This window comes from Anabaena azotica FACHB-119 (assembly GCF_014697625.1).
Lineage (GTDB): Bacteria > Cyanobacteriota > Cyanobacteriia > Cyanobacteriales > Nostocaceae > Trichormus > Trichormus azoticus_A.
Genome location: NZ_JACJSG010000007.1, coordinates 80403 through 105111, shown reverse-complemented (window position 1 = coordinate 105111; position 24709 = coordinate 80403). Strand labels below are relative to the sequence as shown.

Genomic DNA, 24709 nt, shown 5'->3' with positions numbered 1-24709 from the left:
AAAATGACTTACACTCCTACCAAAACCCTTGCAGATAAAGTCCGCGCTGACTTCCCCCTCTTACATCAGGAAGTCAACGACAAAACCCTAGTCTACCTAGACAACGCCGCCACATCACAAAAACCCCTGTTCGTATTAAATACCCTCAAGGATTATTACGAGCAATATAACGCTAACGTGCATCGTGGCGCTCACACCCTCAGCGCCAAAGCCACCGACGCTTATGAAGGCGCAAGGGATAAAATTGCTAAATTTATCAACGCCGCCTCCCGTCAAGAAATTGTTTACACCCGCAACGCCAGCGAAGCCATTAACTTAGTTGCTTATAGCTGGGGGATGAACAATTTAAAAGCAGGCGATGAAATTATTTTGTCGGTGATGGAACACCACAGTAATATTGTTCCTTGGCAATTTGTCGCCCAAAAAACAGGCGCAGTTCTCAAATATGTGGAACTGACACCAGAACAAACCTTCGATTTAGAACAGTTTAAACAACTGATTTCCGAAAAAACTAAATTAGTTTCTATAGTTCATGTTTCTAACACATTGGGTTGTATAAATCCAGTGGCAGAGATTGCGGAAATTGCTCACAGATACGGCGCGAAATTCTTAGTTGATGCTTGTCAAAGTGTTCCCCATATGCCTGTCGATGTCCAGCAAATTGGCTGTGACTGGTTAGTAGCATCGGGACATAAAATGTGCGCTCCTACAGGCATAGGTTTCTTGTATGGCAAGCTGGAATTATTAGAAGCAATGCCGCCATTTTTTGGTGGTGGGGAAATGATTGCCGAGGTATATTTAGATCATTCTACTTATGCCGAATTACCCCATAAATTTGAAGCTGGTACACCTGCAATTGGGGAAGCGATCGCTCTTGGTGCAGCAGTAGATTATCTTACGAATATAGGTATGGATAAAATTCATGCCTATGAAGCCGAATTAACAGCCTATTTGTGGCAACAATTAGCACAAATACCCCAAATTAACCTCTACGGCCCCAAACCCGACGCTAACGGAGAAGGTAGAGCCGCTTTAGCGACATTTACCGCCGCCGGAGTCCACGCCAACGACTTATCTACATTATTAGATCAAGAAGGCGTAGCCATCCGTTCAGGACATCATTGCACACAACCATTACACCGTCACTTAGGTTTAGCCGCCACCGCCCGCGCCAGCCTCTCTTTCTACAACACCCGCGAGGAAATTGATGTTTTCATCAAAGCACTCAAGGAAACTCTGGAATTTTTCGCCAACGTATTTGGCTAAATATATTCAAATATTAGTTAGAGATACCCGATTTTGCGAAGTCGGGTATTTTATTTTTTGTCATTAAAAAACTCTTGATACTAATATCAAGTTCGGCTAATTACTTATAATATGGTTGTTTTTGTCGGTAATTGGTAATAGCTAATAGGTAATTGTTGTGAGCCATTACCGATTACCGATTACCTATTACCAGCCCCCAATATATGATAAGTATTTAAGCTGACATGATATAATACCATTTCTCTATGAAGTTGAGCTTATAGCGGTTTTCAAGTCAGTGAGGTACAGAAAAAATAATTGAACGCAGATGAACGCAGATGAATCTGTAATAGTTTGAAAACAAGCCCTAGCCTCTAGCCTCTACCCCTGGAATAAACTTTGTATTTGCTCTGGATTTAACTGTTCAACATTACTCAAAACTACTGCTGCACCTGCATCTATGAGAGATTGGGCATAAGCATCTCGACGTTGGGCTGTTTCTTGCACATGAGGTGGTAAAATACCTACACCAATCCATGTACGGTGCGGCTGAATTTCTCTAGCTTTTGTGACTGTGTACATATCTGCTACTGTATCCCCAACGTAGATAACTACAGATTCTTCTAACCCCTTCTCTAACTTAGTGACAGCCGCAAATAGCCCTGTGGGGTCTGGTTTACCTGGTGCGTCCTCCATTGCAATGAGTACGGGAGACTGTAAACCCAAGCGTTTCTGCAAAACATAGTTAGCAGATCCACTAGTAGCACCACTAAAAAATCCCCAAGCGATACCAGCTTGGGTGAGTTGTTCTAAATAACTTGGTTGTAATAATAACGGTTCATCACAGATATATCCTGTCCAATTTTCAGGATCTGGGCCTCGGTAACGCGATTGAAAAAAGGCAACTATGGTGTTGTAATCTAGTTGCAGTTGTTCACGAGATTTTCCTTGAGCTGCAAAGTAGCGATAAATTAATTCTTGAGATGCTTCCCAATCGTTATTCCAAATACCTTCGGATTTTAGCTGGTCAATTTCTAGGGAAGTTGGACGATAGGCGTTGTTTGTAAAGTACTCTACCGTATCCGCCAGCGCTCGACGATATGAACCGCCAACATCACGGACAACTCCATCTATATCAAATATTGCGATCGCTTTTTTGGTCATGGGGAAGGGGAAGGGGAAAGGGGAAGGGGGAAATTGTCCTCTCTTCAGGGCAATTATCCCATTTCTTGACTTTCTTTGAATATCTGGCACATCCTCATCCAAAAGACTTCATAAAATTTCGTCATTGCGATCGCACCTGAAAGTTCTGTACTATTTGCTTTGTCTTAGCTGCTGGCTACGCTACGGTGTATGCAGTGGTGATCAGGTTCCATGTCTCTGACAATTATCAATTCGCTGCTATTGAGGAGTTTTGGCATCGATTAAACAAATAGAGCCGATTATACCTGAATGTGAGTATAAGTAAGAGGAAATGCAATGAAATTATCTCTGTGGCAAAAATTTCTTGGCTTTTGTACAGGCGTTATATTGATAGCTACCTTCTATGGCTGTCAACCTGAAGGTATTGCACAGCCGCAGCAAGATACTGTAGCCACCCCTGTAGAAACGACTACATCTGCAACAGATACAAGCCCCATAGCTTTTGTTGATCGTCAACTGACAACACCCGCCAAGTTACCACCATTACCTTACGCTTATAACGCCCTAGAGAAAGCGATCGACGCAGAAACGATGAAGCTGCATCATGATAAGCACCACGCCGCTTATGTTAACAATCTCAACAATGCTTTACAAAAGCATAAAGAACTGCAAAACAAAAGTGTAGAGGCTTTATTGCGTGACTTAAAGAGCGTCCCTGAAGATATTCGCACAAAAGTACGTAACAATGCTGGCGGACACCTCAACCATACAATGTTCTGGCAAATTATGAGTCCTAATGGTGGGGGACAACCAACCGGAGAAATTGCCCAAGAAATCAACAAAACTTTTGGTAGTTTTGAAGCATTTCAGAAACAGTTTAACCAAGCTGGGGGCGATCGCTTTGGTAGTGGTTGGGTTTGGTTAGTCCGTAACCCGCAAAAACAGTTGCAAATAGTCACCACCCCCAATCAAGATAATCCCATCATGGAAGGCTCATACCCAATTTTAGGCAATGATGTCTGGGAACACGCCTATTATCTAAGATATCAAAATCGCCGTGCTGACTACCTAAATAACTGGTGGAATGTAGTCAACTGGGCAGAAATTAACAAACGCGCTCAAGCCTCAAGGTAAATTAACGTGAGTTCTATGAACCTCTCCCTCCCAACCTCCCTCTCCTACGAGGAGAGGGAGGAGAAACGAAAACCTCACCCTCTTACTCCCCTCTCCTGGTAGGAGAGGGGTTGGGGGAGAGGTCAAAACAACGCTTGTCGAACTCACGTCGAATTACGTTCGCCCTGGCTTAAGTTGACACCAATGCACAGATGTGCGCCCTACCAACATATCTGTCGCATTCTTTTTTCAAATTGGTATTAGTTAGTAATTTTTAACCACCTGCGCCTGGGCTTACCCTGGCGTAATTCTTAATTCATGTTATTTTCTCAAGCCAAGCATTTACAACACCCTCAAGCTTGCGTAAGTCCTAAAAGTAAATTTTTTGGATCTTCGATGCTATCTGTTCAGCAACTTACCGACTAAACTTGTGTTTAATTAGTCAATAGGTAAGACAGTCTGTGCATCAAGAATGAGTAAATACTTAATCAATCGTCTACTAGTCGCTATTCCTACACTAATCGCAATTAGTCTAGTTATATTCACCATTTTAGCCTTAGCACCCGGTGATCCAATGGGGGAATTTGCGCTCAATCCTTCCATAACAGCAGAGGTGCGGGAAAATATCAAAAGGTCTTTGGGATTAGACCAACCAATTCACATTCGCTATTTTAAATGGGTGATAGCTTTTGTACGTGGCGACATGGGCTATTCTTTCACTAGTCGTAGTCCTGTAATCGACTTAATTTGGCAACGTTTACCCACAACATTATGGGTAGTTGGTGCTGCTTATTTACTAGGTGCATTGCTGGCTATTCCATTAGGAGTGATTTCTGCCCTGAAACGCAATACAGTTATTGATCAAGTTTTAACTACTTTAGTATTTTTTGGGTTTTCTCTCCCACCTTTCTTTACAGGTTTACTATTTATTATTATTTTTAGTATACAGTTAAAATGGCTGCCCTTTATTTATAATAGTACATTACAAGTAAAAGACTGGCAGAGTTTCATCGCCCAAATCCAACAGTCTATTATGCCAATTTCTGTGTTAGCACTTTGGCAAGCAGCAATGTTAATGCGCTTTGTGCGTTCAGAAATTTTGGAAAATATTCATCAAGATTATGTCCGTACTGCTTATGCGAAAGGTTTACCCAAATTTGTAGTGATTATCAGACATATTTTAAGGAATGCTTTAATTCCCGTAGTGACGTTGATAGCCTTGGATATTCCTAGCGTGTTTACAGGTGCTTTGGTGACAGAAAAAGTTTTTCGAGTTCCGGGGATTGGGGCTTTATTAATTGACTCTATTTATAAAAATGATACGCCTGTTGTGATGGCAATTACTTTTATATATGCAATATTAATTGTGATATTTAACTTAGTTGCAGATATTCTCTATGGTTTATTAGACCCCCGTGTTAAATATACAAGGTAGCTATTAATTACGAATTAAGTATTTGTAGGGCGCTGCATTGCCCACCACAACCATGATAAGACTGTACCCTGGATTATGTTAAAAAGTAGGGCGCTGCACTGCCCACCAAAATCATGATACGGTAGGCGATGCTTTTAGTGCTAAGGACATAAGGACTAAAGTCATTACTACAAACAAATTATTTTTTTAGAAATATGTTGAAAAGATGGTTTAAACTGAATTTACCAATAACTCCATTATCAACCACAAGTGCGATCGCACAACAAGAAAGCCTGACTCAAGAGGCGTGGCGTAAGTTTCGCGGTAATCGTCAGGCTATGCTGGGTGCTGTAATATTACTGTTGATCATTTTGATTGTGGTGTTTGGGCCTTGGCTTTACTCTGTTCCCATTAATAAAATTGATTTTGCTAAGTCTACCCTTCCCCCCAGTTGGGAACATCCATTTGGCACTAATGATTTAGGACAAGATATCTTAGCCAGGGTATTGTATGGTGGCAGAATATCAATTGCTGTCGGTGTGTTTTCCATGTTGGTGGCGATAACTTTGGGGATAGTTATCGGCGCATTTTCAGGATTTTATGGCGGTTGGTTGGATATGCTATTAATGCGGTTGACTGATTTGTGTTTGGCTTTACCGCGTCTACCATTATTGTTATTGGTGATATTTTTATTTCGGGATGCAATTAAAGCGATCGCCGGCCCAGAGTTAGGTATATTTGTCTTAATCGTCCTAGTTATTGGCGGACTCAATTGGATGTCTGTAGCTAGGTTAGTCAGGGCTGGGTTTTTAACGGTGCGCGAACAAGAATTTGTCACCGCCGCCCGCGCCCTTGGTGCTTCCCCCAAGCGGTTAATTTGGATTCATATTTTACCCAATGTTATCAGTCCGGTATTGGTAGCAGCGACTCTTTCTGTCAGTACCGCTATTATTACAGAATCTACACTCAGCTTTTTTGGTCTAGGTTTTCCCCCTGATGTCCCAACTTGGGGAAGGATGCTTTACGATGCACAGAATTTTTTGGAGTTTGCGCCCTACATGGTAATTTTCCCCGGTACGGCGATATTTCTCACTGTGCTGAGTATTAACTATATAGGCGATGGTTTACGAGATGCGCTTGACCCTCGATTATCTTAATTTAGTCATTAGTCATTAGTCATTAGTCATTAGTCACCTGACTTTTCACGTCATGTGGAAAAGTTAACGACAGACCTAACCCCCCAGCCCCCTTCCCTTCAAGGGAAGGGGGAGCAATTAAAGCCTCTCTCCTTGTAGGGGAGAGGTTTGGAGAGGGGTCTTTTAGATCCTGTAAAAAGTCAGATTAGTCATTAGTTTTTCTCCCCTCCTGGGAGGGGCTAGGGGTGGGTTACTCCCTCATCCCTGTCCCCTGTCCCCTATCCCCTATTTTAACTTCTCAATTGCACAGGCATTGCTAAATAAGTCATTTTTAAACCACCCAGTGGAGTGAAAATTACAGGACTCAGGTTTTGATTAATGTGCATTTGAATTTCGGCAGATGGTAAAGCTTTTAATCCTTCCATTAAATACTTAACGTTAAAAGCAATTTCTATATCTTCCCCAGCAATTTCCGCCGTCATTGACTCTCTTCCACTACCCATTTCTTGAGCTTCACAAGATAAGGTAAGCTCTTGAGCAGCACTATCAATTGTTAACTTAACAATATTATTCTTTTGGTCTGCTAGGACAGCAATTCTTTCTAATGTGCTTAAAAATTGCCGCCTTTCTACTGTTACTTGTCGCTCAAATTGGCGGGGAATGAGTTGACGATAAGCTGGATATTGACCTTCTAATGTGCGGCTACTTAAGCGTTGATTTTGCCATGCAAATATAACTTGACCTTGGTCTAAGTATAATGCTATGGGTTCTTCAGAGGCGGCATTATGGGCTAACATCCTTTCTAGTTCGCGTAATGCTCTGGCTGGTACTGTTACCTCTAATTGTTGCTCATTATCTTCCAAAGGACGCTCGTTGGTGGTTTCGACTACTGCTAGGCGATGTCCATCTGTAGCCGCAAATTCTAAGGTGTCTTGTTTAACTGTGAGATGTACACCTGTGAGGACTTGTTTAGTTTCGTCTCCACTGGTAGCAAATAATGAACCGCGTAATCCTTCGATTAAGGCTGTGGCTGTGAGATAAATGGCTGTGTTATCTTCTATCAGGGGTAATTCGGGAAAATCTTCCGATCCCATTGCGCGTAATTGGTACTGTCCGGTTTTGGGTGTGAGTGTAACGATTAAACCTTCTCCGGTTGTACTATCGGTTGCTGATTCATCATCAAGGGTGATTTCTCCCTCTGGTAAACGTGAGGTGATATCTACCAATAATTTAGCAGGAAGTGCGATCGCTCCTCCTTGCCACACGTCAGCATTAAAGCTAGTGCGGATACCCAAGCTGAGGTCAAAGCCTGTTAAGCTGACTTGATTAGTTTCCGCATCAGCTTGTAGCAGCACATTAGCCAGCACTGGATGAGTCGGTCGTGATGGTACTGCACGGCTGACAAGGGAAAGGTTGGAACTGAGGTCACTTTGGGCGCAAACTAATTTCATAGGGACTGGGGACTGGGGACTAGGGGGAGCAGGGGAGCAGGGGAGCAGGGGAGCAGGGGAGTAGGGGAGTAGGGGAGCAGGGGAGCAGGGGAGCAGGGGAGCAGGGGAGCAGAGGAGCAGGCGAGAATAAAAACTGTCACCTGTCACCTCTCACCTGTTACCTGTCCACTGTCAACTGTCCACTGTCAACTGTCCACTGTCAACTGCTATATCTGTGGAAAACTTGTGGAAAAACCCCTAATCTTTTCCACAGGGTATTTATACTTAAGTTAAGTTTTCCACTTGCAGTATCAAGTTTTCCACAAAAAATCAATACTTTTCCACAGACAAGACTTAATTTTAATCTATTTTTAGACAAGCTTTAATATTTTCAATAATTCATATAGTGAACCTTGTGGAAAACACTGAATTGTTGTCATGATGATTTTTGAGAACGACTATTTATCTTGATGCGATCGCTCAACTGAGTGAGTGTATGTGATAGAGTGCGATCGCTCTCCCGCAGTTGAGTAATTTTCTCACAACTATATAACACTGTAGTATGGTCTTTGCCGCCAAACTCCTCACCAATTCGCGGAAAACTTAAATCAGTATGTTGTCGCATCAAATACATCCCAATTTGACGCGCCCAACTAATCTCTCGTCGTCGGGAGTTACCTTTGAGGTCTTCAATTGAGACATCAAAATTTTCGGCAATCACTTTGAAAATTGCTTCTGGAGTCGCTTCTATTTTCTCCGTTGGTGTCACTAATACAGGTGCAATATTGGCTACAGTCATCGGTAAGCCCCAAATAGAAATGTAAGCCAGCGCTCTTGTTAAAGCACCTTCCAACTCTCGAATATTAGAAGTAAAATTAGTAGCAATATACTCAACCACATCACGGGGTAAGCGAATATTTTCGTACTCTGATTTTTTCTGTAAAATCGCCATTCGCGTTTCTAAATCTGGCGCTTGAATATCCGCAATTAAACCCATCGAGAAGCGAGAACACAAGCGTTCTTGTAGACTAGGAATTTGGTTTGGTGGACGGTCAGAAGCAATGACAACTTGCTTACCGGCTTCATGTAATGTATTGAAGGTGTGAAAGAATTCCTCTTGCGTGTATTCCTTACCCTCAAGAAACTGAATATCATCCACCAACAACACATCAGCCGCCCGATAATGTTCGCGGAAAATCTGCATACTGTCGTTGCGAATAGCTGTAATTAGGTCGTTAGTAAACTGCTCAGTAGATACGTAAAATACCTTAGAATTGGGGCAAATTTCCCACCGATAATGTCCTATCGCCTGCATCAGATGAGTTTTCCCCAAACCTACACCACCACATAAAAATAAAGGATTGAACTCTCGCCCTGGAGACTCAGCTACAGCTAAAGAAGCTGCATGAGCCATTCTATTATTAGCACCGACGACAAACCGCGAAAAGACATATTTAGAATTTAATTCTGTATTTGGTTGTCTTTTTTGATTGGCAGTTTCGTATATATTCTTATTATTTGGTAATTCCCAGTCTCCGCCCCCATCAATCTCCGCCAACTCCTCACCTTTAGCAACCGTAATATAAATTTCTACAGGATGTCTCAAAATATCTTGTACGACATTAGCAATAGTGGTGATGTAGTACTTCTGTAACCAATTACGCGCAAAGGGGTTAGGAGTGACTATCACCAGACAATTATTTTCTAAGCGTTCCGCATTAGCAGTTTTAATCCAAGTTTCAAAGGTAGGGCGAGACAGTTCTATCTGTAAGCGCTCTAGAACCTGACTCCATAAAATGTCAATGGGCATTTCCATTATTTACCACCTTCGCTGCTAATCGTCACAATAGAAGATATAAGCAAGCACTAATTTAGCATTCAGACGCTCTAGACCTGGAACCAGCTTTTGAGTTGTAATCATGTTGGGACTTACACATGAAGACGAAAAATCTGGGTTTTAGGCGAGGGTATAGGGCTTTAGTTTAGCCCTTACACCCTTACACCCTTACACCCTTCCCTCGCGAAGAGTCTTTTTACCTCAGTCCTGTCACTTTGAGACAAACCCGGTAGGCAAGATCCTAGCACTCACTGACCAACACGGAGAAGCAAAGACACATGAAGACACATAATAGTCAACTAACAAATATTTATACTTCGAGGTTGCCTCACAAGGGGAGATTCAGCAGTGCAGTTGTGATGCTACTGGGCGGGGTAGCTATGGTGTCTGTTGGCGGCTGTTCTCTGATACCCACCAGAAGCGCACAGTCGCCAACCAATGAACCTCAAACCCAAATTGTGACTGATAGCACCCCAGCCGTAGCCCCACCAGCAATTTTTTCTTCCACTGGCGACCCTAATTTTGTGGTAAATGTGGTAAAGAAGGTAGGCGGGGCAGTAGTCAGGATTGATTCTGCTAGAACGGTGACTGCTCGCGTCCCGGAAGAATATAGTGATCCCTTCTTCCGCCGCTTTTTCGGCGAGGGAAGGTCATCACAGCCAAGACAGCGAGTGGAAAGGGGTAGCGGTTCAGGATTCGTAATTAATTCCTCTGGTCAGATTTTGACTAATGCTCACGTAGTAGATGGGGCTGATGTGGTAACAGTTACCCTCAAGGATGGCAGGTCTTTTGATGGTAAAGTATTGGGTGAAGACCCAGTGACAGATGTAGCTGTCATTAAGATAGAGGCAAATAACTTGCAAACTGTACCTCTAGGCAATTCTGAAGCTTTGCAACCAGGTGAAGCAGTAATTGCGATCGGTAATCCTCTAGGCTTAAATAATACTGTGACTTCGGGAATTATTAGCGCCACAGGTCGTTCTAGTAGTGATATTGGTGCGAGTGATAAGCGCGTTGACTATTTGCAAACAGACGCAGCAATTAATCCTGGTAACTCTGGCGGCCCCTTACTCAACGCTGGTGGTCAGGTAATTGGGATGAACACCGCTATTATCCGAGGCGCTCAAGGTTTGGGTTTTGCTATTCCTATTAATACTGTGCAGAAAATTGCCCAGGAATTAATTAGTCAAGGTAAAGTAGACCATCCTTACTTGGGTGTGCAGATGGCGACTCTCACACCAGCAGTTAGGCAAAGGATTAATGAAAGATTTGGCGATCGCATCAATATTACCTCAGATAGAGGTGTCCTCTTAGTTAGGATTATCTCTAACTCTCCGGCCGCCAACGCCGGACTCAGACCTGGAGACATTATTCAAAGTATTAATAACCAATCTGTAAACACAGTTGAAGAAGTACAAAGAATTGTAGAAAATAGTCAAATTGGTAGACCCTTACAAGTTCAAGTAGAACGCAACGGACAAACAACACAAGTAGCCGTTACGCCAGCACCTTTACCTGTGCAGAGGGAGGAGTGAGGGACTGGGGACTGGGAGATGAGGGAGTAGGGGAGGATAACTAATGACTAATGACTAATGACTAAATTGTTAATATGTACTTAATTTCAGGGCTTTAGACTACTTTAGTACCCAATCCCCAATCCCCAATCCCCAATCCCTATCAAATGACTACTGAATCACTCCCTATCATTCAATTAGGAAATCCTACCTTACGTCAAAAAGCTGCTTGGGTGGAAGATGTTCATGACGCAAATATACAGCAACTAATTGATGATTTAATTGCTACTGTTGCTCAAGCTAATGGTGTAGGAATTGCATCTCCCCAAGTAGCACAGTCTTACCGTTTATTTATTGTGGCTTCCCGTCCCAATGCTAGGTATCCTCACGCGCCGGAAATGGAACCTACCGCCATGATCAACCCTAAGATAGTGTCTCATTCGAGCGAAGTCGTTAAAGATTGGGAAGGTTGTCTCAGCGTTCCGGGTATTAGAGGGTTGGTTCCTCGATATCAAGCGATCGCAGTTGAATACACTGACCGTTATGGAAATTTACAAACAACAGAGTTAACAAATTTTGTTGCTCGTATCTTTCAACACGAATTTGATCATCTAAATGGTGTTATCTTTATAGACCGAGTAGAATCTACTTTAGAGATGATCACTGAGCAAGAATATCAAAAATTGGTAGTTAACAATACTAAATAAAAAAACTTCTGAAGAATGATACCCAACAAAAATTTTTAATGTATACTTAACCTATTGTTAACCTAAAGAACAAGGTGTAGCTATCGAGATAAATGGCAAAAACTATTACTAGTCGTGAGAGGTCAAGTCCCCATCTAAGGATATCGCCCGACTTAACCTCAACTCAGCGTCAAGGCGATGAATTAAAAGTGAATACGAATAGCAGTAGAACGGGAGAAGATATCCCAGAAATCTCTGCTACTGGTATGCAGGTTGTACACGCAACGAATGGACGCATACGGATTAAAGCGACAGATGGTAGTTTGAGCTACAACGTCAAAGCGATCGCCAAACACTTAAAGCAGTATAAAGGTGTCAAAGCAGTTTCTACCAATGAGCAAACTCTCAGCATGGTAGTTACCTTTGATGAGAATAAATTGCCACTGTCAAAGATGTTGGCTATCTTACAACAACTAAATATTCAAACGGCACAAAATGCACCTGTAGCAGATCCCTTTGCTCCTTGGAAATCTTTGGATTTTTGGAAAGAGCAGACTGTCTCGTTTATCCCCTTAATGACAGGGTTGGCGGTGACAGGAGGGTTGGGAATTAGTGGTTTAAGGTCGATTCCCCTCTATATGCTTACAGCAGAAGCGACTCGGCTAGTAATTGACTATCTAGAACCGTATATAACGGGAAAAGAAGCAGTCAAAGAGTCTGATAAAACTGTGGTCACAAGGGAGGAATGTGAGTCAGTTGCCGCAGGGGATAAAATTACAAAAACAACAATTAAATCTAGTGAAATAGACTATAATATAGTACACGAAATTCCTGGTAGAATCAGATTTCATATCCCTCAAATAGGCAGCGATCGCGCTTATGCAAAGCGTCTAGAAAGGTTGTTAAAGACCGACGCTTTGGTGAGTCAAGTGCGGATGAATTGTGATGCAGCATCATTAGCAATATCATATAAAAAAAGTCAAGTAGCTGTATCTCACTGGGTTAGTCTCATGGAATCAGCATTGCAGACAAACCCGCCTACAACCCCCATAACAAAAGTTCAGTTACAAACACCAGTCGCAATAGAAGAATTGAATAAGACATCAACCACGTTGGAGCCAGAAACAGTTAGTCGGCTAACTACTCCAAGTGAACCAAAAGCAACCACAAACTTATTTTCAACTGAAGGTCAAACCTTAAATATTTCTAGTTTATGGTCTGATATGAAGCCTTCAGCATTATCTTATTCTTTAAACTTTATAGCTAACTTGCCGTTGTAGAAAGTTCCCATTGAGGAACAATGGAGGAATCAAAATGGAGGATTCTGCATCATCATCAGATGCTGTCCCGCGACCGTCGCCAAACAGTTACACAAATCCTGAAAAAATATTTTCTAGCATTATCTATGCGCTACCGGGGCAAATCACATATTGCATCCCTCGGATCAGCGAAGATGCAAATTATCGGCAACGTTTACTAAGGTTGCTAGAAGCGCAAACAGGGATCAGCTATAAAGATGTTAATGCGGCTACGGGGTCTTTGGTAGTTGCTTACGAGTCTAGACTAATGTCTAGTACAGAAATACGTAAGCATTTAGCTAGTCTATTTGAGACTGCGAATCTGACAGATGATACAGATGTTACTTCTGTACCATCAACTGCAAAGTCGGTCATTTTACCTTCTGCGCCTGAGTCTATCATAGATAAACCAGCAACAGAGCCTGCGCCTAAATCTATCATTGATAAACCAGCAACAGAGCCTGCGCCTAAATCTATCATTGATGCACCAGCAACAGAGCCTGCGCCTAAATCTATCATTGATGCACCAGCAACAGAGCCTGCGCCTAAATCTATCATTGATGCACCAGCAACAGAGCCTGCGCCTAAATCTATCATAGATAAACCAACAACAGAGCCTGCGTCTGAATCTATCACTGATAAACCAGCAACAGAGCCTGCGTCTGAATCTATCATAGATAAACCAACAACAGAGCCTGCGCCTAAATCTATCATAGATAAACCAGCAACAGAGCCAGCGTCTGAATCTATCACTGATAAACCAGCAACAGAGCCTGCGCCTAAATCTATCATAGATAAACCAGCAACAAAGCCTGCGTCTGAATCTATCACTGATAAACCAGCAACAGAGCCTGCGCCTAAATCTATCATAGATAAACCAGCAACAAAGCCTGCGTCTGAATCTATCATTGATGCACCAGCAACTGAGCCTGCTATAAAAGTAGAATATAGCGTCGTTCACTCAATCCCTGGACGAGTGCGATTTTATGTCCCACAAATCGCCACAGATCCAGCATACGTCCAACGCTTACAGGCTCTACTCCAATCAGATCCAATAGTCACTAGTGAGCGCATCAATAGAGAGGCAGCTTCTGTGATTATTACCTATAAACCAGGAAAAGTACCAAAGCCCAAAGACGAATTGCAAAGCATTTTTGCGATCGCAGTAGCCCACTTTTCCAGTCTGATTCAATCTGCGGGGATCACATCCAACAAGTCCAGCAGTAGATAAATCCAAGCAAGTCTGCGTTCTGAACGGCTAGTTAAGCGAGGCGTGCAGCTTTAGCTTGCCTTTAATCAGTGAACAGTCATCAGGTGATGTTCACTGTTGACTGATAACTGATAACTGATAACTGATAACTGAAACCAGCACTAACTATTACACACCACATTCAGAGATTTAAAGAAATGGCAAAAATGACAGTTCAACTAGCTTCACCTTCTGTTCAAGAGTCTTATGTAACTTTAGAGGAGAAGGGTGGAGAAATATCTCTCGCTCCTTTACCTCAGAAGACAGTAGGGAAAAATGGCAGAGTCGCTGCAACTTCTGCTCCAATACAATCTGCCAAGAAGGTGACGCAAGTTGTATATAGTGTTGTTCATGCAGTTCGGGGTAGGTTGCGGTTACGTGTACCTCGTTTACGCAACGATTCTGCCTACGCCGAACGGTTACAAACCTTGCTGGAAACTGATCCCCTGGTGACAACTGTCAAAATTAAGCCAGCTGCTGCATCTTTGGTGGTGAATTATAAATCCAGTGCTGTTACTGAGGCGAAAATGAAATCGCGCCTTAGCTGTTTGCTCATGGCTGCAAGCGATGCTGGGGTTGTACTATTGAATCCGAAAAAGGCAGCACCACAAGAGTCAGAAAAGCCTTGGCCGGGAATGCAGCTTTCTCTGTTAGCCACTGGTTTAGCAGTACTTAGCGGGCCTTTGGGGGTAGCTGTTCCCTCAGTTGTGACGGCGGGAACGATCGCTTTAGCAACTTTACCAGTATTCAAGAGAGCAGTACAGGGAATCGTCAAAGAGCGGAAATTAAGTATCGACTTTTTGGACTTTATGGCGATCGCTATTACCACAGTGCAAGGACAATTCCTCACGCCAGGGCTGATGTTGAGCTTAATTGAACTGGGGGAAAATATCCGCGATCGCACTGCTCGTTCTTCCAAAATGCAAACATTGGATCTGTTGGGTTCTTTAGGACAATTTGCTTGGGTGGAACGCAACGGTGAGAAGGTGCAGATTCCCATCCAACAAGTACTTACAGGTGATACCGTCATTGTCTATCCAGGGGAACAAATACCCGTGGATGGAACGATCCTCCAAGGAAAGGCTTTAGTCGATGAACAGAAGCTGACAGGCGAATCTGTACCCATTTTGAAAAAGCAGGGACAGTCAGTATTTGCCTCAACTTTGGTACGAGAAGGGCAAGTATATATTTTAGTCGAGCGTACTGGTGATGATACGCGGGCGGGACAGAGTATTAAACTCATGGAAGAAGCACCTATCCATGATACAAGGATGGAAAACCATGCTAACAAGATTGCGGAAATTGCAGTGGTTCCTACCTTGTTCCTTGGAGCATTAGTATTTGCCATCACCCGTAATCCAGTGAGGGTTGCCAGTATTCTCACCCTGGACTTATGTACAGGGATTCGCGTCTCCATTCCCACAACAGTGTTAGCGGCTCTATCCCATGCAGCCAGACAAGGGATTCTCATCCGTAGCGGTCGCGCCTTGGAACAATTAGCGGAAATTGATACCATCGTCTTTGATAAGACAGGCACACTCACCCAAGGGGAAGTGGCAGTAGTGGGAGTTGATAGTTACAATAGCGCCATTGAGAGCGATCGCATCTTAGCAATTGCCGCCGCCGCCGAACAACGTCTTACCCACCCAGTAGCAGAAGCGATCGTCCGTTATGCAGAGTCGCAAAAAGTAGCGATCCCCAGCCGCAGCAAATGGGATTACAAGCTTGGTTTAGGCGTAAAAGCCGAAATTGATGGCGATACTATTTACGTCGGTAGCGAGCGCTTCTTACGTCAAGAAGGCGTGGATATGGAAGTTCTCAACAGCAAAGAGAAGGTAAGCTCAGTAATTTACGTCGCCATCAACGGGCAACTTCAAGGTAGAATAAGATATAGTGATATTCTCCGTCCAGAAAGCAAAGAAGTTATTTCCCAGCTCATGACGGTAGAAGGTGTGGAAGTCCATATGCTCACCGGCGACAACAAGCGCACAGCGACAGCTGTTGCAGCAGAATTGGGAATTGCACCAGCAAATACCCATGCAGAAGCTTTTCCCGAACAAAAAGCAACGGTAGTCCGGGGATTGCACGAGCAAGGTAAGACAGTTGCGTTTGTTGGGGATGGGATTAACGATTCACCAGCTTTAGCCTACGCTGATGTATCTGTATCCTTCGCCCACGGTTCGGAAATCGCCCGCGAAACAGCCGATGTGGTGTTAATGCAGAACGACTTACACGGATTATTAGAAGCAATTGCGATCGCGCGTCAAGCCAAGAGTTTGATTCGTCAAAACACCGGGATCATCGCTATTCCTAACTTGGGAGCATTGTTAGTTGCGGTGTTATTTGGTTTGAACCCACTAGCAGCCACAGTAGTCAACAACGGCTCAACCATAGTTGCTGGAGTTAACGGTTTACGTCCAATTCTTAAACCTTCCGCAAAAAAAGCTCTATCAGCAGGAAGATGAGATAAACAATCTAGCAAGATTAGGCTAGAAAGCTTTCATACAATTTTTCAAACAAGTTATCTGGAGAAATTGATCATGGCCCCGAAAATCACTGATTTCGTAGAAGAAGCAGGCGCACCTGGACTAATTGCAGGTATTGGCGCAGTGCTACTAGCTCCCGTTCTCATTCCAGTTGTCGCCGGCATTGGTAAACCCATTGCCAAGAGTATCATCAAAGGCGGTCTTGTTGCCTATGAAAAGAGCAAAGGCGCTTTTGCAGAGTTGGGTGAAACCTGGGAAGATATCGTTGCTGAAGCTAAAGCTGAACTAGCTGAGTCTGAAGAAACACCTGCATTTGAAGCTGCTAGCACACCTATTGATAGTTCCTCTGACAATGGTGTGTAGGTTGGTTAATTTGCAGGCGATCGCCGCCACTTGATTTTTGTTAGCAAAACACGTATTTGTAGGGCGCTGCACTGCCCACCACAACAGTGATGATACGTATATCTCAAAAATCAGGTATTGCAGATTAAGGAGATGGGTGAGTTACCCATCTCTGAAATGTCTTCGCTAATTAACCGTCAATGAAATTATTTTTGCCAAGAAAATATCAATATATGGCGTTGCTGAATCAAGATATGAATTTGTCTCACGCAAAGGCGCAAAGGCGCTAAATTACAAAGAAAAATCAAGGTCATTTTGACATTTCATATTCCAATTCAGCAACGCCCAATATATAGCTTTTTTTACCCTAGTGATAAGCAAGAATAATGGAACGCAGATAAACGCAGATAAACGCAGATAAGTTTGTGATTCAGCAGGCTAGGAAACTTATATAAGAAATTAACTATTTAAACACCAGTTTTATACAACTTGTGCAAAAACACTAGCAACAATAAACATAATGTATCAGTTTGGAGGGCGGTTTCATGTTGACGACAAATAGTCATGGTAGTCTCACAAAAATGCCAACAATTCAAAAGCAAATTAACTTCAATACGCCATCCTCATCTATAGCTACAAAAGTTGTTAGTGCTACACCAGGAAGATTAAGGTTAAGAATTGCTCACCCTCATCGCCAAGCTGAGACTATGGAATATATTGCTAATACATTAGATGCACAACCTCAAGTTGATGAGGTGCGGACTAATGTTCATCATGGCAGTATTGTGATTAAATACGGTGGTAAAAATGGCGATTTGAGTGATGTGTTGGCAACTTTAGAAGATATAGGAGTCATATTTGCCGAGATCACAGAAGGTGGAACTGAAGCCTCTACGACTGTATCAACTGCTGTTGTAGATTTGAACAAAAGAGTCAGACAAGCAACCGATGGTGTTGTCGATATTCGCTTCTTGTTCCCACTGGGATTAGGCATTCTTGCTATCAGAAAGCTCATGATGAAAGGGTTGCAATTTGATATTATTCCCTGGTACGTTCTCGCTTGGTATTCTTTCGATAGCTTCATCAAATTGCATGGCATTACGCCACAAAAACCTAATAATCAGTGAACAGTTATCAGTTATCAGTTATCAGTGAACATCATTTGATAACTGATAACTGGCTTTGCCATCAACTAAATACACGATGCTGCAAGGAAGGCATTTGGCGGCGCACTTGTTCTAGGCGGGAAGGGTTAATTTCGGCGATCGCAATTCCTGGTTTGTCTCCAGCATCAGCTAAAATTGTTCCCCAAGGGTCGATAATTATAGCGTGTCCGTGAGTCAGGCGACGACCATAATTATTACCAGTTTGGGCTGGTGCAATTACGTAAGCAGTATTTTCAATCGCTCTAGCTTGCAGTAAAACTTGCCAGTGGTCTTTGCCTGTAAAAGCTGTGAACGCAGCCGGGACAAAGATCACATCTGTTCCCTTATCAGAAAGATGGCGGTAGAGTTCTGGGAAGCGGACATCGTAGCAAATAGAAAGACCGAGATTTCCTAAATATTCTGAGAAATACACCGGGGGTAGTTCCTGACCAGCCACAACAGTGCTAGATTCGCGGTAAGTATTACCATCGGGAACGTTGACATCGAACAGGTGTACTTTATTGTAACGGGCGAGTTCTTCACCATTAGGACTGACGAGGATGGTAGTGTTATAGACTCTACCTGTATCACCTACCGGCACAGGGAAACTACCACCTAAAAGGGTAACTTGGTAGCGCTGCGCCATTTTTTTCAGAAAAATTTCACTTTCACGGGCAATTTCTTCAGCTTGAGCTAGTTTATCCTGTTCTTGACCCATAAAAGAAAAGTTTTCCGGCAAACCAACTAACTCCGCACCCTGACGCACAGCTAAGTCAATTAATTCTTCTGCTTGTGCCAAATTCTTGTGTAAATCAGGCACACTGGTCATTTGAATAGCAGCAGCTAAATAAGGCTTCATAGACTTAAATAAAAGAACTTGTGTGAGATAGATAATTAAATATACCGTTAGTTTGGGGGATTGGGGACTGGGTATTGGGGACTGGGGACTGGGGGAAGCAGAGGAGCAGAGGAGCAGAGGAGCAGGGGAGCAGGGGAGCAGGGGAGCAGGGGAGCAACCCACCCCTAGCCCCCTTTCAAGGGCAGGTTTTTTACACTTCGACCCAAAAACACTGATTTTAGGGTGTAGGGGTATAAGGGTGTAGGGGTGTAGGGGTAGATGAAAGTCTGATAATTTACTGAATCTTATAGTCCTCACTGATTACTTTATGAAAAACCTGCCCTTAAGAGCCCCTAGCCCCTCCCAGGAGGGGAACCCAGCAGAGGAGAATAACAACTGTCCCCTGTCCCCTGTCAACTGACAACTGACAACTGACAACTGATAACTGATAACTGATAACTGACTACTTCCATCATCCTACGGGAGATAGCAAACGGAACTGAATCAAGCTAAGTTGTTATCAAACGTTGATAAACTGGCTTGGCTGTGGATACCTCTATTCTGATTCAAACTTTTTTGGCTGTGTTTGTGTTGGCGGATGCGATAGGCAATATACCAGTGGTTTTGGCTTTAACTAAAGGTATGATGCCAGAGGATAGAAATAGAGTAATTGATAAGGCGAGTGTAGTGGCGATCGCAGTTCTCTTAATATTCGCCTTTGGTGGTCGATATATTTTGAGTTATTTAGAAATCAGCATGGCATCTTTGCGGGTAGCTGGGGGGTTGTTGTTGCTGTTAATTGCTTTGCAAATGCTGCGGGGAGAGTTGGACACACCAATTACCGAAGAAGGAAGGGATGTCGCAATTACGCCTTTGGCTTTACCGTTGTTAGCCGGTCCGGGTACATTGACGACGGTGATGTTATTTATGTCGAAAACCCAGAATCCTCATTTGGAGGTAGTATTGGGGATTGTGGGGGCGATGTTTATTTCTTGGTTGATTTTGCGTTTGGCGAATCAAATAGATAAATTAATTGGTGTTGAGGGTGCAGTCATTGTTACACAGCTTTTAGGTTTCCTGTTGGCGGCGCTGGCGGTGGAGATTGGTTCTACAGGGATTAAGGAGTTATTTTTGCGGTAGGTTGAATATTTACTTTGGACAGTTCTATCAAGAAATTTATAACGCTTGTGTGGGTTCTCAGAGCGATTAGGCTAAAGTGAGGAAAGAGAAAATGTCAGATTATCCAGTGCTGAATCAGGTCAAAGATGGGTACACGCAGAGTAACGGTGGAATTACCTGAACCAATATTTCCAGAACTGGCGCGAATTGCTGAGTTGACTAATCAATCTTTAGAGGCGATCGCAGCACAAAGCATTATCAGTAACTTACCACCATCTGCTGACAATGCACCAGCCCAGATACAAAGTTCGTTACTGGAAATGCAAAGGCTACCAATAGATGAACTGCTGAAAATTGCTCATGCTCAAGTCCCCTTGGTTCAGCAACAACGTCATGTTTCCTTGTTGGAAAAAAACCAAGCAGTATCAACTACCCCACAGGAACGTCACGAACTCGATAATTTACGTTCTGCTGCTGATCAGTTGATGTTACAAAAAGCTTATGCTTGGGCTGTGTTGCGTTGGCGTGGTCATCGAGTACCGACATTAGCAGAATTACTATATTAACGTGAGTTCGATGAACCTCTCCCTCCCAACCTCCCTCTCCTATGAGGAGAGGGAGGAGAAACGAAAAAATCACCCTCTTACTCCCCTCTCCTTGTAGGAGAGGGGTTGGGGGAGAGGTCAAAACAACGCTGGTCGAACTCACGTTATATTATTAAAAATTTAAAATTAATACCAGTTCTCTGTAACGATGCACTTAATAAAATGTTGTTCCTTTGTGTCTTCTCTACGAGACGCTACGCGAATGCGCCTTTGCGTGAGCTTAATAATCTAGGGTATTAGTCGATGAGTATTTTATTCTCGTGCGCGAGTATCAGAACCTCGTCGATGAGTATTTTATTCTCGTGCGCGAGTATCAGAACCTCGTCGATGAGTATTTTATCCTCGTGCGCGAGTATCAGAACCTCGTCGATGAGTATTTTATCCTCGTGCGCGAGTATCAGAACCTCGTCGATGAGTATTTTATCTTCGTGCGCGAGTATCAGAACCTCGTCGATGAGTATTTTATCCTCGTGCGCGAGTATCAGAACCTCGTCGATGAGTATTTTATCCTCGTGCGCGAGTTAAAGTTTTGGGTTTCCTGTTGGCGGCGCTGGCGGTGGAGATTAATTCTACAAGAATTAGGAATTATAGTAGTCCCCCGATAGGTTAGGACAGAGATAAATTATAAAATTCTGATACCAAGCAGCTTTTAAAGCTGTAACCTGTAACCTGTCACCTGTCACCTGCTATATTTTTGCGGTAACATTGACCAATCTTTTGACTCTATGCCTCTGTGCCTCTGTGGTAAAAAATGATTTGTTAACCACGGAGGCACGAAGAACACAGAGAGTAAAACAAAAATCCGACGCTTAAAATATACAAATTACGAATTTAAGTTTAACTGTTGCTTTAACGCTTCTGGCACATTAACTGCTGTCTCCAGTCCTCGCACATTCTCCCAGTTTGTCTTTTCATTCCATTTGATATCTCCCCAAAAATCATCACTGAGGTCTGCGCCACTGAGGTTTGCGCCACTGAGGTTTGCGCCACTGAGGTTTGCGCCACTGAGGTTTGCGCCACCGAGGTCTACGCGGCTGAGGTCTGCACTACTGAGGTCTGCGTCAATGAGGTCTGCACTGATAAGGTCTGCACGACTGAGGTTTGTGCCACTAAGGCTTGCGCTACAGAGGTCTGCGCCACTGAAGTTTGCGCCACGGAGGTCTGCGCCACTAAGGTTTGCGCCACCGAGGTCTGCGCCATTGAGGTTTGCACCACTGAGGTCTGCGCCATTAAGGTTTGCGTTACTAAAGTATGCACCAATGAGGTTTGTACCACTGAGATTTGCGCCAGTCAGGTTTGCGCCAATGAAGTCTGTGCTACTGAGGTCTGCCCCACTGAGGTCTGCGCTACTGAGGTTTACACCATTGAGTTCTGCACCACTGAGGTTTACACCATTGAGGTCTGCACCACTGAGGTCTGCACCACTGAGAAATGGAATAACTATGTTAGTAAAGTTTCCTAACTCCAAGCCATCACTGTAATTAATCATGCGATGTAATTGAGTTGTCCAAGCATTTTCTGTTGGTTTACCAGATGGATAAAAGACAATTTCTTCTTTCAAATCATCTCGCCCTTGAGCGTAACGGTTTAACTCCAACAGCAGAATCATCACATTCAACCCTGCATAAACATCAACCTGACGCTGACCTAACCCTGTAATTCCATACCTTTGCAACTGTCGCAACTTCTTCTGGGGTAAAGTCTCCTCAGCCGTGTCAATAAATTTACCTTGACACCATTTACTGTAAAACCTATCTAACCGTTTAAATAATTCCACCCAAGGAAAATCTTGACTTTCTGTTAACAACCCCATCAAGTAATCTAGAATTTCCCAGGTTAACCCACCATAACCAAGTAAATCATAGATTTCCCAATTCATTGAGGCTTCAGAAATAATCGCCTGTCTCCCCTCATCTGTATCATAATATCGCGTCCAATCTTTCAGCCTTGCTTTCAAACGTTCAGCAAAGAGAAATTCCCCAAAACTTTTATGAAAGAACTCAACCCCGCCTTCTTGCTTTTCCGCAGGACGAATGTAAAATGCTGCCAAAGCTGTTTTGAGTGCTTCATCACCCAATTTCTCTTTTGCTTTCTCAATTAAAGCCTTTGCTGCTTCATCATCTTGTAAACGTGCTTCTAACATTGACATCGAAGCAAACTCACCACCAGACTGCACAACACAAACAGCCGCTTCTGTGAGAATACGTTTTAAATCTTCCGGCTTTTGTTTGGTTAAACCAATGTTTAAATCTGTTCCATCTGGTTCAGAACGCTGTTTAGTCAGCACCCAGTTTACAGCTTCCTGGTAAATGATAATTTTGGCGGTGCGATTATCACTTGCTTGCTCTAACTTCTCAATGTCTAATTTACCATCTCGATACATCGCCGCTAATAAGTAAAGCAGTAGGGGTTCTTGCGCTAGTTTCTTAACCTCATCAGGACATTTATCACTGTGTAAAAACTGCTCAAATGCTGCGGTCTTTCCCTTATCTGTTTGTACAGCTTCCCATTTATTTAACCATTCCTGTTGGAGTTGTTCATCCATCTCAACAATCTCCACCCGCTCTAAATTGCGGGGTAAATCAGGAATACCTTGTAAAGCCATCGACCTACCAGTAATGATGACTCGATGCCCCATTTCACCATTATCTTTGCACTCTTTCTGGAAACTTGCTACTTGTTTAATGAAATCGCCTAATTTCAGGTTATTTCTGGTTTCAATATGCAGTTCATCAAAACCATCAAGAATAAATAGAAACCGCGTATTGGGATTATTTATCCAGTTAGGATCACCTTGAATAAAGCAAAATTTTAATTTTGCTTTAATGGTATTTTCTAACTGTGATTCAAAGGTATCAATATCTCTTAGCCGAATTAAGATTGGTGTCCAAAGGGGATGAAACTGTCGCCACACAGCATAAGCAAACATCCGACAGAAAACGCTTTTACCTCTTCCTGGGCCTCCTTGGATAAACATCACTTGTTCCAAGTTATCTGGCTTCCAGAGAATTGTTTTCGCCCAAATTTCTAAATTAAATGAATCTTTTTCCTCATCTACCTTGCCATTCCCATCTACAGGCTTGGCTTTGGTGGATACATAAATATCTTTAAAAGCGAATTTTTCATCAAAAACTAATTCATAAGGCTTCTTAGCAATATGTTTCTCTAAATAATCATCTATACTCTGAAACTTTTGCTGTTCTCTCTGCCAGTCACCAAAGGAAGGTTGAATCACATTCTTAACAACATCACCTGCTTTTATCCAGGCTTCAATGATGTAGCGGTGAGTGTTCCAAGCAATACGCTGTGTTAACAGTTGGGCTTGTCCTGGGGAAATATTTGCTGCTGCTAATCTGGTTATTAAAACTTGGTTAAATGTTTCTGCTAGTTTTGATTTATGAAAGCAGGTAATTACTTGACTATAATCTAATTCAACTTCATCAAGTTTTTGGAGTTGTTTTTCTGCTGCTTTAATAAAATCTGGCTTGGCATCCCAATTATAGTTCGGGTAGAGTTTTAAAATTTCTTTGGTGCTTTCTAAATAAGCGGCTTGACTAACTATCAAAACACAGTCTTCTAAAGATGGGTCTTGCTTAGTGACTTCACGGGCAAATTTTAACAAGGCAATGCCAAGTCCGACAAATGGCAACCCCGCGCCTACTACCTGCGCCATCGGTGAACACAACACATCTAGCAAGGATGATGAGTTTTGCAGGACTGGTTTTAAGATTTCTAGACTACCACCCTTGTCTTTGACTGTGTTAGCTGCTTCTAATACTGCTTTAACAGTCTCAAAGCCTTTCTCCGCAGTCTCGGATGCTGAAAATAATTGCCGAAATTGTTGCCAAGTTTGTGATAATCTCTTGCCCATCCACCCGCACCCGTGCAATTACTGTTATTTCGAGCTTAGTGTAGCATTTTGGGATTGGGGAGTGGGGAGTCTGACTTTTCATCTCACCTGGAACAGCTAACGTCAGACCTAACCCCCCAGCCCCCTTCCCTACTAGGGAAGGGGGAGAAATCAAAGCCTCTCTCCTTTTAGGGGAGAGGTTTGGAGAGGGGTCAAATTATCAGGGAAGGGGGAGAAATCAAAGCCTCTCTCCTTTTAG

General features: G+C 43.0%; 19 protein-coding genes. 14 read left to right on the top strand and 5 right to left on the bottom strand.

All coding sequences use genetic code 11. The features are described 5' to 3' along the window. Positions 1–3 precede the first annotated feature (3 nt). Positions 4–1266: a cysteine desulfurase gene (locus tag H6G83_RS06695; protein ID WP_190468847.1), complete on the top strand. Its 1263-nt coding sequence runs from the start codon at positions 4–6 to the stop codon at positions 1264–1266. A 360-nt stretch (positions 1267–1626) separates the two neighbouring features. Here H6G83_RS06695 and H6G83_RS06690 read toward each other — a convergent pair whose 3' ends face one another. Beyond that, entirely contained in the window at positions 1627–2409 is a 783-nt protein-coding gene (locus tag H6G83_RS06690) for a TIGR01548 family HAD-type hydrolase (protein WP_190469107.1), read from the bottom strand. A 315-nt stretch (positions 2410–2724) separates the two neighbouring features. Between H6G83_RS06690 and H6G83_RS06685 the strand changes: the two genes are divergently transcribed. The 3 genes from H6G83_RS06685 to H6G83_RS06675 all read left to right on the top strand — a co-directional run bounded on the left by H6G83_RS06685 (position 2725) and on the right by H6G83_RS06675 (position 6072). Continuing rightward, positions 2725–3522, top strand: a complete 798-nt coding sequence (locus tag H6G83_RS06685; RefSeq protein ID WP_190468845.1) for a superoxide dismutase — start codon at positions 2725–2727, stop codon at positions 3520–3522. A gap of 451 nt (positions 3523–3973) precedes the next feature. After that, entirely contained in the window at positions 3974–4936 is a 963-nt protein-coding gene (locus H6G83_RS06680; RefSeq protein WP_190468843.1) for an ABC transporter permease, read from the top strand. A gap of 194 nt (positions 4937–5130) precedes the next feature. After that, entirely contained in the window at positions 5131–6072 is a 942-nt protein-coding gene (locus H6G83_RS06675) for an ABC transporter permease (RefSeq protein WP_190468839.1), read from the top strand. A 269-nt stretch (positions 6073–6341) separates the two neighbouring features. On the opposite strand, the gene dnaN is transcribed toward H6G83_RS06675, so the two are convergent. Further along, positions 6342–7502 (bottom strand): DNA polymerase III subunit beta, encoded by a 1161-nt coding sequence (gene dnaN / locus H6G83_RS06670; protein WP_190468836.1) that lies wholly within the window; start codon positions 7500–7502, stop codon positions 6342–6344. Positions 7503–7917: 415 nt separating this feature from the next. Then, positions 7918–9297: a chromosomal replication initiator protein DnaA gene (dnaA, locus tag H6G83_RS06665; protein ID WP_190468833.1), complete on the bottom strand. Its 1380-nt coding sequence runs from the start codon at positions 9295–9297 to the stop codon at positions 7918–7920. A 299-nt stretch (positions 9298–9596) separates the two neighbouring features. Here dnaA and H6G83_RS06660 point away from each other — a divergent pair, with 299 nt between their 5' ends. From H6G83_RS06660 to H6G83_RS06630, 7 genes are all read left to right on the top strand, one after another. Continuing rightward, entirely contained in the window at positions 9597–10853 is a 1257-nt protein-coding gene (locus H6G83_RS06660; RefSeq protein ID WP_190468830.1) for an HhoA/HhoB/HtrA family serine endopeptidase, read from the top strand. A 146-nt stretch (positions 10854–10999) separates the two neighbouring features. Continuing rightward, positions 11000–11539 carry a peptide deformylase gene (def, locus tag H6G83_RS06655; protein WP_190468828.1) on the top strand — a complete coding sequence of 180 codons (540 nt, stop codon included), beginning with the start codon at positions 11000–11002 and terminating at the stop codon, positions 11537–11539. Between the two features lie 92 nt (positions 11540–11631). Beyond that, the gene (locus H6G83_RS06650) at positions 11632–12798 is read left to right on the top strand and encodes an HMA2 domain-containing protein (protein ID WP_190468825.1); all 1167 of its coding nucleotides are present in this window, start codon (positions 11632–11634) and stop codon (positions 12796–12798) included. A 34-nt stretch (positions 12799–12832) separates the two neighbouring features. Then, on the top strand, positions 12833–14047 hold the full coding sequence (locus H6G83_RS06645; protein ID WP_190468821.1) for a hypothetical protein: 1215 nt from the start codon (positions 12833–12835) through the stop codon (positions 14045–14047). 176 nt (positions 14048–14223) lie between these two features. Continuing rightward, positions 14224–16530 (top strand): heavy metal translocating P-type ATPase, encoded by a 2307-nt coding sequence (locus H6G83_RS06640; RefSeq protein WP_190468818.1) that lies wholly within the window; start codon positions 14224–14226, stop codon positions 16528–16530. 75 nt (positions 16531–16605) lie between these two features. Beyond that, positions 16606–16914 (top strand): DUF5132 domain-containing protein, encoded by a 309-nt coding sequence (locus H6G83_RS06635; protein WP_190468815.1) that lies wholly within the window; start codon positions 16606–16608, stop codon positions 16912–16914. 527 nt (positions 16915–17441) lie between these two features. Then, positions 17442–18020, top strand: a complete 579-nt coding sequence (locus H6G83_RS06630; protein WP_190469105.1) for an HMA2 domain-containing protein — start codon at positions 17442–17444, stop codon at positions 18018–18020. A gap of 61 nt (positions 18021–18081) precedes the next feature. Here the strand turns inward: H6G83_RS06630 and H6G83_RS06625 are convergent, their stop codons facing one another. Continuing rightward, entirely contained in the window at positions 18082–18897 is an 816-nt protein-coding gene (locus H6G83_RS06625; RefSeq protein WP_190468811.1) for a carbon-nitrogen hydrolase family protein, read from the bottom strand. Positions 18898–19422: 525 nt separating this feature from the next. Here H6G83_RS06625 and H6G83_RS06620 point away from each other — a divergent pair. The 3 genes from H6G83_RS06620 (at position 19423) to H6G83_RS06610 (ending at position 21205) form a co-directional block, all read left to right on the top strand. After that, positions 19423–20016 carry a MarC family protein gene (locus H6G83_RS06620; RefSeq protein WP_190468809.1) on the top strand — a complete coding sequence of 198 codons (594 nt, stop codon included), beginning with the start codon at positions 19423–19425 and terminating at the stop codon, positions 20014–20016. Between the two features lie 125 nt (positions 20017–20141). Further along, positions 20142–20561, top strand: coding sequence for a hypothetical protein (locus tag H6G83_RS06615; RefSeq protein ID WP_190468805.1), 420 nt, complete (start codon positions 20142–20144; stop codon positions 20559–20561). A 299-nt stretch (positions 20562–20860) separates the two neighbouring features. After that, positions 20861–21205 carry a hypothetical protein gene (locus H6G83_RS06610; protein ID WP_190468802.1) on the top strand — a complete coding sequence of 115 codons (345 nt, stop codon included), beginning with the start codon at positions 20861–20863 and terminating at the stop codon, positions 21203–21205. Positions 21206–21423: 218 nt separating this feature from the next. Here H6G83_RS06610 and H6G83_RS06605 read toward each other — a convergent pair whose 3' ends face one another. Further along, positions 21424–24471 (bottom strand): pentapeptide repeat-containing protein, encoded by a 3048-nt coding sequence (locus H6G83_RS06605; protein ID WP_190468800.1) that lies wholly within the window; start codon positions 24469–24471, stop codon positions 21424–21426. Between the last annotated feature and the right edge of the window lie 238 nt (positions 24472–24709).